A 13,075-nucleotide genomic window follows, 5' to 3' on the forward strand; every position below is an offset into this window, starting at 1 on the left:
ACGCTAAGGCCATGATACGCTGATAGCGATAGCAAAGAACAAGCGCCAGGCAATGGTCTAGCCGGGATTCTGGTAATGAAGGCTGAAGGATAGAGTTGGCAACAGACAAAAAGGTCGCCCTGATCAGGCGGTAGAAAAGATCAGGGCAACCGAAGAACCGTGGTTAGCATCTTGCTAAAACGGGCCATCCCTGGCCACCACTCGTCCACCATGAACGTCTTCGCGGTTTACTACCTTAACCTAGGTTATGGGTAGTGTAATTGGCAGGTAAATAATTGCGCATAAAGTAAAAAAACGCCAAAAGTGTTTAAAGTTGACACATGCCAGGCCGATAAATAGTCCGCTTATTAACAAAATAATATTTCTCTTAAGTCGGATTCTGGAAGGAACACAATGGCTACAACGAATACAAATGCTAAACGAGGCCTGGGGTTGCAAGCCAAGGTACTGCTGCTGGTATTACTGCCTGTTTTAATCGTGACGCTTGCCTTGGAAACATTTAGTGCATTTCATACCCGTCAAGATACCTATGACTCACTGAGTGAACAACGAGCGCTATTGATTGAAGAGCGCCGAGAATCGGTACGCGACATTGTGCAAATGGCGACTAGCGCCATCGCACCTATTTATGAGCAAGCCGGTGCTAACGACCAAGAAGCCAAAGCCCGAGCCGCTGAGATACTGCGGGCTATGCGCTTTGATGGCGAAAACTATATTTTTGTATACGCAGAGGATGGCACCAACGTGGTGTTGCCGCTGTCGCCAGCCCGTGAAGGCACGGATCTAAGCGATTTGCAGGCGCCTGATGGCACCTATATCGTGCGCGACTTTATCTCGGTTGGCCAAGGGGGCGGCGGTTACTACGAATACCCATGGGAATATCCAGGTACCAACGAACCACAGCCTAAACTCTCTTATATTGGTCAGCTAGAAAAATGGGGCTGGGTCGTCGGCGCGGGGGTTTACATCTCTGACGTGGATGAGGTGATGGCCGCCATAGAAGCCGATGCGGCCGCTGATTTGCGCAGAGGTATTATTTTTGCATCGTTATTGGGGCTGGTACTGTTTTCAATCATTGCTCTGATCGCTTTTGGCTTTGTTCGGCGCACGCTGGGGCCCATTCGGCGCACCACTGCCGCGATGCACGATATTGCCCAAGGGCGCGGTGACTTAACCCGTCGCTTGGCGGTTGAAAGCGGCGACGAAATTGGCGAGCTTAGCACGCAGTTCAACGCCTTTGTGGCGCGGATGCAGGACACCTTGCGCGATGTGCGCACCAGCACGCTTAGCGTACATCAGGCGGCCAGTGAAATTTCACAAAGCTCTGAAGAGCTTGCTACTCGTACCGAACAGGCGGCGGCTAACCTTCAAGAAACCTCCGCTTCCATGGAAGAGATCACCTCGACCGTTAATCACAGTGCCGACAACGCTCAGCAGGCCAACCAACTGGTACTGTCCACTGCTGAAGTCGCCCGTGAAGGCGAAAGCGCAATGGGGCAGGTCGAGAGCACCATGCAGGATATTAACGATTCGGCAGCGCGTATCAGCGATATCATCAGCATGATCGACTCCATTGCGTTCCAGACCAATATCCTGGCGCTTAACGCCTCGGTTGAAGCCGCGCGGGCGGGTGAACATGGGCGTGGCTTTGCGGTAGTCGCGCAGGAAGTGCGCGTGTTGGCGAGCCGCTCCAGCGATGCGTCCAAAGAAATTCGCGCGCTTATCGATGCGTCGGTTCAGCATACCAATTCTGGTGCGAAGCTGGTGCGCAATGCTGGCGAGACCATGCGTGAGATTGTTGAAAGCGTGGCGAAAGTCACCGATGTAATCGGCGAAATCACCGCCGGTGCTAAAGAGCAAAGCGCTGGTATCGGTCAGATCAACACCGCCGTGGCTGAAATGGATACCATGACGCAGCAGAACGCTGCGATGGTGGAGGAATCAACGACCGCTGCCGCCAATATGCGTAATCATGCGGAGCGTCTAAGTCAGTTGATTAACACTTTCGTGCTTGGCGAAGACGCACCTACGCAACAGCGCCAAGCGTTAGCCTCACCTGGCAGTGCCAATAATGCGCTAAAGCGTCCGGCGCTTTCTGCACAGTCTTCAGCAGCCCAGTCTTCAACTACACGGCCTTCCACAACACGGGCTTCAGAAGATGACTGGGAAGCGTTCTGACACGCTGAGTAAGGCAATAAATAGCCAGACTTAATAAGTGATGAAAAACGGGGCTTGCCACTTGGCAAGCCCCGTTGCGTTTACGCTGTCGGTTTAGCTGGCCTGTTGCTTGACCAGCTTTTCCTCCAACATGATGACGGCCCGTCGTGCCAGCGGCGAAAGCTCGGTATCCTCGCGCGCCAGTGTGGCCACCAAGCGTTGTTTCATTGAGCGTGCCCAGAAGGTTTCCAGGTGTCGGCAGGTGGCCGCTGCGGCCGCTTCTTCATCGCGACCACCCTCCAGATTAGCGGCGATCTGGTTGGTCATATGAATTAAATTGGTATCGTTGTGCGACGACATGGCGACTTTCCTCAACGTTGGGCAATAGCCGCCGTCATGGGGCGGTGATAAATCAAATGGCGTCCTGGCCGGGCAAAACCTGCCAGCAGCAGCCCCGAGGCCTGGGCCTGCTCTACGGCCAGGGCGGTAGCCGCCGAGACAGCTACCAGGGCACCAATACCCGCACTGGCACACTTATGGACCATTTCGTAGCTGGCGCGGCTGGTAACCAACACGAACCCTTGGCTGAGCGGGAGGGCCTCGCGGGCGAGAGCGCCGATCAGTTTGTCCAGCGCGTTGTGACGCCCGACATCCTCGCGCACGCGTTGAATGCGGCCCTGGGCATCGCACCAAGCGGCCCCATGGCTGGCCCCCGTCGCCGCCTGCAGCGGCTGGTGGGCGCCCAACATGTTGAGGGAGTGCTGGATGGCGGCATCGCTAAGCGAAGGCGCCGTGACATGTGGAATCGGCCGTATTGCCTGTTCCAGACCTTCGGTGCCACATAGCCCGCATCCCGTGCGCCCGGTCATGCTGCGCCGCCGTTGCTTGAGCTCGGCCATTCGTTGGCTGGCAATGGTCAGATGAACAGCGAGGCCTTGAGGCTCTTCGTGTACTTCCAGGTCGTAGCATTCGTTGACGTTGGCCAGGATACCTTCAGAAAGGCTGAAGCCTAGTGCAAAGTCCTCAAGATCCGCCGGACTGGCCATCATTACCGCATGAGAGATGCCGTTGTAGACCAGAGCCACTGGTGTTTCCAGAGCCAGAAGGTCTTCCTGGGGAGCGGCGTACCAGCCGGAAGTGCCGCGGCGTACTTCCACTGGCTGCCGTGTCAGGGCTGTCTCCACGCTCGTCTCCAGCCCTGGCACCGAGCCGTCTGTATGTGCTGCGCTCATGGCATCTCCTGATGGGCCTTGCCCAGATGATCACGCTGAGCCAGGTCGAAGGCGCTAAACCGCTGCTGCCAGGCAGAGGGTTGGCTGACTTTTTCCACCTGCACCGCCGTGACCTTGTATTCGGGGCAGTTGGTGGCCCAATCAGAGTTATCGGTGGTGATCACGTTGGCACCACTGCCAGGGTGGTGGAAGGTGGTGTAGACCACTCCTGGCTGCATGCGCTCGCTAAGCCGTGCGCGTAATACCGTCTGGCCCGAGCGGCTGGTAATGCCCAGCCAGTCGCCGTCGCGCACGCCGCGAAGCTCCGCATCGCTGGGGTGCAGCTCCAACACGTCCTCGTTGTGCCACTGCTGGTTGTCGGTACGCCGGGTCTGGGCGCCTACGTTGTACTGGCTGAGAATCCGCCCTGTGGTCAGTAGCAGTGGGAAGCGGCGGTTGGCACGCTCCTCGGTGGCCACATACTCGGTAATCGCAAAGCGACCCAGGCCAATCGGGAAATCGAACTCGTGCATGGTCGGCATGCCGTGTGGATTGGCATCGTTACACGGCCATTGCAGGCTGCCGTACTCTTCGAGCTTGGTGTAGCTCACCCCAGTAAAGCTCGGCGTCAACTGGGCGATTTCATCCATGATCTCGGAGGGATGCGTGTAGTGCATCGGGTAGCCCAGCGCGTTGGCGAGGTCCTGAGTGATTTCCCAATCCTGCTTGCCCGCCACCGGCGGCATGACCTTACGCACTCGGTTGATGCGCCGTTCGGCGTTGGTGAAAGTGCCGTTCTTCTCCAGAAAACTCGACCCTGGCAGCAGCACGTGGGCGAACTTGGCCGTCTCGTTCAAGAAGATATCCTGCACGATCAAGCAATCCAGCGAACGCAGCGCCGCCTCAACATGTTGGGTGTTAGGGTCGGACTGGGCGATATCCTCGCCCTGCACATAAAGTGCCTTGAAGCTGCCTTCGATGGCGGCATCAAACATATTGGGAATCCGCAGCCCCGGTTCGTTGTCCAGTTTTACGCCCCATACGGCCTCGAAACGGCCACGGGCGATGGGGTCAGCCACGTGCTGGTAGCCCGGCAGTTCGTGCGGGAATGAGCCCATGTCGCACGAACCCTGCACGTTATTCTGGCCACGTAGCGGGTTCACACCCACGCCTTCGCGGCCAATATTGCCGGTCGCCAGGGCCAGGTTGGCGATACCCATGACCATGGTGGAGCCCTGGCTGTGCTCGGTCACGCCCAGGCCGTAGTAGATCGCGCCGTTGGGAACGGTTGCGTAAGTGCGCGCCGCCTGACGCACGGCTTCGGCGGGCACGCCGGTGATGGCTTCGCTTGCCTCCGGGGAGTGGCGCTCTTCACTGATAAATGCACGCCAGCTCTGGTAGGCCTCGGTGTCGCAGCGCTTGGCCACGAACTCCTTGTCCTCAAGCCCTTCGGTGATGACCACGTGGCCCAGTGCGTTGACCAGCGCCACGTTGGTGCCCGGGCGCAGCGGCAGATGCTGGGCCTCGCCCAGGTGCGGGGTCTTGAGCAGATCGATATAGCGTGGGTCGGCGACGATCAGCTTCGCACCCTGGCGCAGGCGCTTACGCATCAGCGAGCCAAACACGGGGTGGGCGTCGGTGGGATTAGCGCCAATGACGATAATCGCGTCAGACTTCATCACCGAGTCAAAGGTCTGGGTGCCCGCCGATTCGCCTAGGGTGGTTTTCAAGCCGTAGCCCGTCGGCGAGTGGCAGACTCGCGCGCAGGTATCGGTGTTGTTGTTGCCAAACGCCGCGCGGATCAGCTTCTGCACCAGGTAGGTCTCTTCGTTGGTGCAGCGCGACGAGGTAATACCGCCGATGCTCTCGCGGCCATGCTCGGTCTGAATCGATTTCAAGCGGCTGGCGGCAAAGCCAATGGCCTCTTCCCAGCTGGCCTCGCGCCAGGGCTGGTCGATGCTATCGCGGATCATGGGAGTGGTCAGGCGGTCCGGGTGCGACGCGTAGCCAAACGCAAAGCGCCCCTTCACGCAGGAATGGCCGTGGTTGGCGTCACCGCCCTTGTAAGGCACCATGCGCACCAGCTTATCGCCCTTCATCTGGGCCTCGAACGAGCAGCCCACACCGCAGTAGGCGCAGGTGGTGACCACGCTTCTATCTGGCACGCCGTGGTCAATCACGCTTTTTTCCATCAGCGTGGCGGTGGGGCAGGCCTGCACGCAGGCGCCACACGAGACACAGTCCGAATCCATGAACGCCTCGTTTTGCCCCGCCGATACCTTGGATTCAAACCCGCGGCCGTCGATGGTCAGGGCAAAGGTGCCTTGCACTTCCTCGCAGGCACGCACGCAGCGCGAGCAGACGATGCACTTGCTGGGGTCGAAGCTAAAGTAGGGGTTGGATTCATCCTTGGCGGCGTCAAGGTGGTTATCGCCCTCGAATCCATAGCGCACTTCGCGGAGGCCCACGCTACCCGCCATGTCCTGTAGCTCGCAATCGCCATTGGTGGGGCAGGTCAAGCAGTCCAGCGGGTGGTCGGAGATATAAAGCTCCATCACGTTGCGACGCAGCTTGGCCAGGCGCTCGTTCTGGGTGGTCACCTTCATGCCTTCCGCCACGGGCGTGGTGCACGAAGCCGGCAGCCCGCGACGTCCTTCTACCTGCACGGCGCACAGCCGGCAGGAGCCAAAGGGCTCAAGACTGTCGGTGGCACACAGCTTGGGAATGTTGATATCTGCCAGTGCCGCCGCGCGCAGCACCGAGGTACCTTCGGGCACGCTGATGGTGACGCCGTCGATTTCCAGATTCACCAATGCGGTGCCAAGCGACTGAGCCGGAAACGGAGTGCCTAAATCTTTATCGTGGGCGGGGTTTCTGGCGTACTGTTTAGGATCAAAGTGTCCGATCATGATCTGTCTCCGTTTGCTGCCCGCTGAAAATCGTCAGAGAAGTGGGTCAGGGCGCTTTGCACCGGAAAGGGGGTCATGCCGCCCATGGCGCAGAGCGAGCCATCCACCATCGTTTCGCAGAGGTCATGGAGCAGGGCGAGGTTGGCCTCGCGGTTGTGGTTGGCGCGAATACGGTCGATCACCTCCACGCCACGGGTCGAGCCGATACGGCACGGCGTACACTTGCCGCAGGATTCCACCTTGCAGAACTCCATCGAGAAGCGCGCCTGTTCGGCCATGTCGACGCTGTCGTCGAACATCACTACGCCGCCGTGCCCCAACACCGCCTGATCAGCAGCAAAGGCTTCGTAGTCCAGCGGCAAATCCCATTGGGATTCCGGCAGATAAGCGCCTAGCGGGCCACCTACCTGCACAGCTCGTAGCGGCCGTCCACTCAACGTGCCGCCGCCGAACTCTTCCATCAGAATGCGCAACGTAGTACCAAAGGCCAGTTCCACCAGACCACCGCGCTTGACGTTACCTGCCAGCTGCAGCGCCAGTGTGCCACGCGAACGGCCCATGCCATGACTTGCGTAGGCTTCGGCGCCTTCAGCCAGGATAAACGGCACGGCGGCCAGCGAGAGCACGTTATTGACGACCGTGGGGCGGCCAAACAGCCCTTCGATGGCGGGCAGCGGCGGCTTGAAGCGCACCAAGCCGCGTTTACCTTCCAGGCTTTCCAGAAGCGACGTTTCCTCACCGCAGATATACGCACCTGCGCCAAGACGTACTTCCAAATGAAAGGCGCGGCCGCTTCCTTGAAGATTGTCACCCAGATACCCGGCCTGCTCGGCGCGGGCGATAGCTTCGTCGAGGATCTCCTTGGCGAGCGGGTATTCTGAGCGCAGGTAGATATAGCCCTGGGTTGCCTTGACGGCGAGCCCAGCAATCGCCATGCCCTCGATGAGCATGTAGGGGTCACACTCCATCACCAGCCGGTCGGCGAAGGTGCCGGAGTCGCCTTCATCGGCGTTGCAGACGATGTATTTCTGATCGGCGGGTGTGTCGAGCACCGTCTGCCATTTGATCCCGGTCGGGAACGCTGCCCCACCGCGCCCGCGCAGTCCGGAGGCTTTTACCTCCTTAACGATATCCTGTGGCTCGCGTTGCAGCGCGGCCTCAAGGCCGCAGAACCCCGTGTGGGCGCGGTAGTCCTCAATCGATAGTGGGTCGGTGATGCCGATACGCGCAAAGGTGAGGCGCTGTTGGCGGGCTAGATACTCGATTTCCTCGGTAGGACCAAGCGCCAGGGAATGGCTGACGCTGCCTTCGAATAGGCCACTATCGAGCAGGGCAGATACATCGTCTGGTGACACCGGGCCATAGGCGAAACGGCCGGTCGGGGTTTCTACCTCGACCAACGGCTCAAGCCAAAAAAGCCCGCGGGAGCCATTGCGTACCAGGGTGATTGACTGGCCTCGGGCGCTTGCCTCTCTCACCAAGCGGTTGGCGATCACATCGGCGCCCAGCGCCAACGCTGTAGTATCGCGGGGTACAAAAACGCGAATACTCATCCCATCACCTCCAGCGGGCGGGTTTGCAGTTCATCCATCAGTGCATCGAAGGCATCAATCGTGACTCGGCCGCGCACGTTGTTGTCTACGCGGACAGACGGCCCGCAGGCGCAGTTACCCAGGCAGTACACCGCTTCAAGGGTGATGTCATGATCGGACGTGGTCTGATGGTAATCGATGCCCAGGCGGGTCTTGGCATGCGCTTCGAGCTGGCGCGCGCCCACTGCCTGACACGCCTCTGCGCGGCATATCTGCACCACATGGCGCCCCGGTGGGGCGGTGCGAAAATGATGATAGAAGCTGATGACGCCATGCACCTCGGCGCGGGTCTGGTTGAGTGAGTCCGCGATGAGAGGAACGGCATCGGGAGGAATGAAACCAAATCGGTCCTGGAGGGCATGAAGAATCGGCAACAACGCGCCCGGCTTGTGTTTTAGCACGTTGATTTCGGCTTGAATCGACTGCAACGACCATTCTCGAGACTTATTCATCATGTCTCCCCCGGTGCTGATTATTATCTATTAAATATGCACAACCTTGCCTATTTATATGTATGGGTTAAAAAGGTGTGCACCACGTTGATTGACAAGCTAGCATCTACGCTATCAGTACAAAATATGAAAGATACTTCCTATGAAAAAAATAAGTGTCATTCCCTCGTGGTGCTTTCGCGACGAGGCAGGCAATCAGCTTGATTTACATCTACTTCGCCTGTTGGAGGCGATTCACCGCCATGGCAAATTGACCCGAGCCGCTGCTGAGGTGGGGATCTCCTACCGGCATGCCTGGAACCTGTTGCGCCAGGGAGGGGAGTTTTTTAACGCCCCCTTGGTTGAGCTTCAGCGCGGCCGAGGCGCGCAGCTTTCACTGCTGGGGGAAAAGCTCTTGTGGGCCGAGCAGCGCGCCATTGCCCGCCTGGGGCCACAGTTGGAAAGCCTGGGGTCCGAGCTCAACCTGGCTATCCAACAGCAGCAACAGGGAACGCTTGCGGTACTACGCCTGCACGCCAGTCATGGCTTTGCGATAGAGCTACTGCCCAAGCATCTTGAAACGCTGCCGCTGGATTTACAGTACTGCAGCCCTCAGGAGTCGCTGGCCGCACTCAACCGAGGCACGTGTGATGTGGCCGGTTTTCACCTGCCGCGTGACAAGGTGGGCGAGCGTGTGCGTATCACTTACCAAGGAGTGCTAAAGCCTCGCCAGCATCGAGTCATCGGCTTTATTGCCAGAACCCAGGGGCTGATAGTGGCAAAGGGTAATCCGCTTGGCATTCGGGGCGTTGAATCCCTGGCTGATGGTGGCGTGCGGTTCGTCAATCGCCAGGTGTCTTCTGGTACACGCTCGCTACTGGATTGCCTGTTACAAGAGGCAGCGGTTTCCAGCACAACGATTCGTGGATTTGAGGTGGAAGAATTTACCCACTCCGCCGTGGCTGCCTACGTGGCCGCTGGTATGGCGGACTGCGGTTTTGGCGTCGAGGCTGCCGCCCAGAAGTTCGGGCTTGATTTCATTCCGCTGGCCACCGAAGACTACCTGCTCGCCTGCCACCACCGCTCATTAAAAGAGCCACGTTTCATGGCCTTTCTAGAGATACTGCGTGGCGATGCCTTTCAGGAGGCGGTGCGAAAACTGCCGGGCTACAGCCCTAATCGATGTGGTGAGATTCTTAACGTGGATTCTCTTTTATAGCGGTAGGCGCCGCAAAAAAACGCCAAGAACGTGTCTGGTGACACGTCTCTGGCGTTTGCGCATGGAAAGGACACACGACTAACTGCCCGACCACCCCAGCAAAATCGGCACATAGACGACCAGCAAGAGCACCCCGATCAATCCCAACAGATACGGGATAATCGCCCGGGTAATGCGCTCTAGCGGCAACTGGGTAATAGAGGACGCCACGTAGAGATTGATCGCCACCGGCGGGGTAATCATGCCGATGGAGAGCCCCACCACGATAATCAAGCCAAAGTGAATCGGGTCAATTCCCAGCTGCAGCACCAGCGGCAGCAGCACCGGGGTAAGAATAATCAGTGCACTGGCGGTCTCAATAAACACCCCCGTAAGCAGAATCACTCCGACCACCAGCAGCATAATCACGTAAGGATTGGTGGAAAGCGACAGCACCGCCTGAGCGATGGCACCCGGCACCTGCCAGCTGGAGAGCGTCCAGCTCAGTACCGCCGACATCGCAATCACCAACATGATCACCGCGGTGGTCATCGCCGAACGGATCAGCAGCTTATACACCTGCGGCAACGTCAGGTCACGATACACAAACAGCGAGACCAGTAGGGCGTAATTCACTGCCACGACGGCCGCTTCTGACGGCGTGAAGATCCCAGAGAAAATACCGCCAAGGATAATAACCGGCGTCATCAAACCCCAGCTGGCGTCTTTAAACGTATTCCAGATGGTTGAAAGCGACAGCGGTGTACCCTTGGGGTATTGACGCTTATACGCCTGGGCAATGGCGATCGCCATTAATCCCAACCCCATCGCCAACCCCGGCAAAAAGCCGTTTAAAAACAGCGTGGAAACCGACTGCTGGGCGATAACGGCGTAGATGATCATGGGCACCGAAGGTGGGATCACCACCCCAATGGTGCCGCTGGCAGCGATCAAGCTGGCTGCTGACGCCGGGTCATAGCCTTTGCGCTTGAGCTCCGGCACCAGGCTGGAGCCCACCGCCGCGGTGGTGGCAGCGCCCGACCCTGAAATGGCCGCAAAGAACATGCCTGCCATGACCGATACAATCGACAGCCCGCCGCGCATAAAGCCGACCAGTGAATCGGCAAAGCTGACCAGCTTTTCGCTCACCTTGCCCTGGGCCATTAAATCCCCGGCGAGGATAAACATCGGGATAGCGACCAAGGCAAAGGAGTTAATGCCCTGAAACATCTGCTGGGTGACCACCATCAGCGGCACGCCGGATTGATACAGCGCGTAGAGCGAGCTTGCGCCAATCGCAAAGGCGATCGGCACGCCCATCAGCATAAACAGAAAGAACAGCCCAAATAGCAGCAGCGTCATAGCGGCTCCTCCTGGGGCTGAGTGGTTTCACCGTTGATCAGCAGCTCTATAATATCGACCAGCGAATACCAGGCCATGATCGCCGCGCAGATCGGCATCACCGCGTAAACGTAAGTCATCGACAGCCGTAGCGAGGCTGATTTCTGAAAGCTCTGCACCTGCATATAGCGGTAACCAATCACCATGAGGGTAATCATGAACGCCAACACCACCAGCAACGCGGCAATCCGTGCGGCTTGGCGCAGATGACCGGGCAGGGCGTTGACGGCAAACGTCACGGCAATGTGGCGCCCACGCTGAAACGCCAGCGTGCCCGCCAAAAAGGTGATCCACACCAGCAGAAAGCGGGCAACCTCTTCCGTCCAGCCAACGGCGGTGAACAGCACCCGTGAAACGATTTGCAGGGTAATCACTCCAATCAGCGCGGCCATGCCCGCAAAGACCACGGGCTGGATGATGGCATCCAGCCCGTGCTCAATTCGCCGCAGCACCCTTAACAGCGGTTGAGTCGAGGTGGTCACTTACTTGAGCGCCTCCTGAATGCGCGGTAGGTAATCACCGAACTGCTCGCCGTACTTTTCATAGACCGGCACCACGGCGGCTTGGAACGCCTCGATATTCGGAGAGTCGTTGATCTCCATACCCGCTTCACGAAGGGCTTGTAGCTGCTCGCTCTCCATCTCTGCGTTTACCTGACGCTCATATTCCGCCGCTTCCTGGGCGGCTGTTAACAGCACCTCTTGCGCCTGTTCCGGCAGTTTGCTCCAGACTGGCATGCCCATCACGAAAATAGCGGGTGCGTAGGTATGGCGCGAGAGCGTCATGTAGTTTTGGGTTTCATCCAGGTTGAACGAGTGAATTACGTTCACCGGGTTCTCCTGACCGTCAATGGTGCCTTGTTGCATGGCGGTGAGCGCTTCGGTCCATGCCATGGGGATCGCGTTGGCACCCAGCTCACGGAAGGTATCGGTGTAGACAGGATTCTCCATTACACGAATGCGCAGGCCGTCGAGGTCTTCCGGTGCATTCACCGCACGCTCGCTGTTGGTCAGATTACGGAAACCACGCTCGGCATAGGCCAGGCCTTTCAGATTCACCTCGGAAAGCTTGTCGAGCAGTTCCTGACCAATCGGGCCATCGAGTACTGCGTAAGCGGCTTCAGGTGAGGGGAACAGGAACGGCAGTTCAAACACCGCCATCTCTTCGACAAAGTTGGCTACCGGGCCGTTGGTAATCACGCCCATATCCACAGTGCCAATCTGCATGCCTTCCAGCAGCGTACGTTCGTCACCAAGCGAGGCGTTAGGATAGATCTCGATATCCACCTTGCCCTCGGTGCGATCTTCCACCAGCTCTTCAAACTTGGTGGCGGCGATGTGGAAGCCATCCTGCTCATTGACCACATGGGCCAGGCGCAAAGTAAAGGGGTCCATATCAGCAAAATCAGCGGCGTTCGCGGCGCTCACCAGCGCCAGTGAGAGGCCCAGTGCCAGCGTGCTACGTGTAAATGTTTTCATTTTATTGTGTTCCCAATGGACAATGGTGCAGAAGTGCTTGCAAAGCATGCACCAGAGAAGGGAAAAGGGTCAATTGACGACGCCTGCAAACCGCTTAGCGGCTGGACACAGCCGCCCTGCACGGTTACGATACGCACCCACAAGCGCCCGTAGCTCAGTTGGATAGAGTATCGGCCTCCGAAGCCGAGGGTCGCAGGTTCAAATCCTGCCGGGCGCGCCAACATTTCAAGGGCTTACGTTAACGCGTAAGCCCTTTTTTTTTGTCTGTGACCACCCTGTGACCAAGTCGTGGCCACAACCTCTTCATTACATGCCTTGCATGTCTATTTGATTATGACCTTTGGCTTTTTCTTGCCACTAGTACGGTCACATGTGTACGTTCTCTTAGATTCACTAAAATTAAGCACTATGGTAGCCTGAAATGACCTTCGGCCTTTGAGGTGTGTTGGAAATTGTGCCATTCATCGTGATCGTCAAACTAGGGATGAGAAAACAACGTGCAGTTCAAACGGTTGCTAGACACTCTTGCTAGGTCGTCAGCTCAAGCGGTCACCACACTGGGTCAGAGGCAAGAAGAACAGGACGAGTTAAAAAAATACCTTTATGTCAAGGCAGATATCGAAGAAGACTTCCTAGTCCTCCTGGAATCAGGTCTTTCTGAATCGCCCCAGGTTTCGTAGACACCTCTAGGCCTTATA

General features: G+C 57.9%; 10 protein-coding genes and 1 tRNA gene. 3 read left to right on the plus strand and 8 right to left on the minus strand.

The annotated features are described in order from the left end of the window. Window positions 1–393 precede the first annotated feature (393 nt). The gene (locus tag ACFFLD_RS16295; protein WP_386042239.1) at window positions 394–2,178 is read left to right on the plus strand and encodes a methyl-accepting chemotaxis protein; all 1,785 of its coding nucleotides are present in this window, start codon (window positions 394–396) and stop codon (window positions 2,176–2,178) included. Window positions 2,179–2,271: 93 nt separating this feature from the next. Here ACFFLD_RS16295 and ACFFLD_RS16300 read toward each other — a convergent pair whose 3' ends face one another. The 5 genes from ACFFLD_RS16300 to ACFFLD_RS16320 are packed head-to-tail and all read right to left on the minus strand — an operon-like array spanning window position 2,272 to window position 8,321. Next, window positions 2,272–2,517 (minus strand): formate dehydrogenase subunit delta, encoded by a 246-nt coding sequence (locus tag ACFFLD_RS16300; RefSeq protein WP_386042241.1) that lies wholly within the window; start codon window positions 2,515–2,517, stop codon window positions 2,272–2,274. A gap of 11 nt (window positions 2,518–2,528) precedes the next feature. Beyond that, a complete protein-coding gene (gene fdhD, locus ACFFLD_RS16305) occupies window positions 2,529–3,389 on the minus strand; it encodes a formate dehydrogenase accessory sulfurtransferase FdhD (protein WP_386042243.1) in 861 nt (286 codons plus the stop codon). Then, window positions 3,386–6,277, minus strand: a complete 2,892-nt coding sequence (gene fdhF, locus ACFFLD_RS16310; RefSeq protein ID WP_386042245.1) for a formate dehydrogenase subunit alpha — start codon at window positions 6,275–6,277, stop codon at window positions 3,386–3,388. The genes fdhD and fdhF overlap by 4 nt, the downstream gene beginning before the upstream one ends. After that, a complete protein-coding gene (locus tag ACFFLD_RS16315; RefSeq protein ID WP_386042247.1) occupies window positions 6,274–7,830 on the minus strand; it encodes a formate dehydrogenase beta subunit in 1,557 nt (518 codons plus the stop codon). The genes fdhF and ACFFLD_RS16315 overlap by 4 nt, the downstream gene beginning before the upstream one ends. Beyond that, a complete protein-coding gene (locus ACFFLD_RS16320) occupies window positions 7,827–8,321 on the minus strand; it encodes a formate dehydrogenase subunit gamma (RefSeq protein WP_386042249.1) in 495 nt (164 codons plus the stop codon). The genes ACFFLD_RS16315 and ACFFLD_RS16320 overlap by 4 nt, the downstream gene beginning before the upstream one ends. Before the next feature lie 142 nt (window positions 8,322–8,463). On the opposite strand from ACFFLD_RS16320, the gene ACFFLD_RS16325 reads away from it, so the two are divergent. Beyond that, the gene (locus ACFFLD_RS16325) at window positions 8,464–9,519 is read left to right on the plus strand and encodes a substrate-binding domain-containing protein (protein ID WP_386042251.1); all 1,056 of its coding nucleotides are present in this window, start codon (window positions 8,464–8,466) and stop codon (window positions 9,517–9,519) included. 78 nt (window positions 9,520–9,597) lie between these two features. On the opposite strand, the gene ACFFLD_RS16330 is transcribed toward ACFFLD_RS16325, so the two are convergent. The 3 genes from ACFFLD_RS16330 to ACFFLD_RS16340 are packed head-to-tail and all read right to left on the minus strand — an operon-like array spanning window position 9,598 to window position 12,377. Further along, window positions 9,598–10,860 carry a TRAP transporter large permease gene (locus ACFFLD_RS16330; RefSeq protein ID WP_386042253.1) on the minus strand — a complete coding sequence of 421 codons (1,263 nt, stop codon included), beginning with the start codon at window positions 10,858–10,860 and terminating at the stop codon, window positions 9,598–9,600. Further along, window positions 10,857–11,381, minus strand: coding sequence for a TRAP transporter small permease (locus ACFFLD_RS16335; RefSeq protein WP_386042255.1), 525 nt, complete (start codon window positions 11,379–11,381; stop codon window positions 10,857–10,859). The genes ACFFLD_RS16330 and ACFFLD_RS16335 overlap by 4 nt, the downstream gene beginning before the upstream one ends. Beyond that, entirely contained in the window at window positions 11,382–12,377 is a 996-nt protein-coding gene (locus ACFFLD_RS16340) for a TRAP transporter substrate-binding protein (RefSeq protein WP_386042257.1), read from the minus strand. It lies immediately after the preceding gene. A 143-nt stretch (window positions 12,378–12,520) separates the two neighbouring features. Between ACFFLD_RS16340 and ACFFLD_RS16345 the strand changes: the two genes are divergently transcribed. Beyond that, a tRNA-Arg gene (locus tag ACFFLD_RS16345) sits at window positions 12,521–12,597 on the plus strand. The last annotated feature ends 478 nt before the right edge of the window (window positions 12,598–13,075 follow it).

This window comes from Vreelandella sulfidaeris, assembly GCF_042429665.1.
Classification (GTDB): Bacteria; Pseudomonadota; Gammaproteobacteria; order Pseudomonadales; family Halomonadaceae; genus Vreelandella.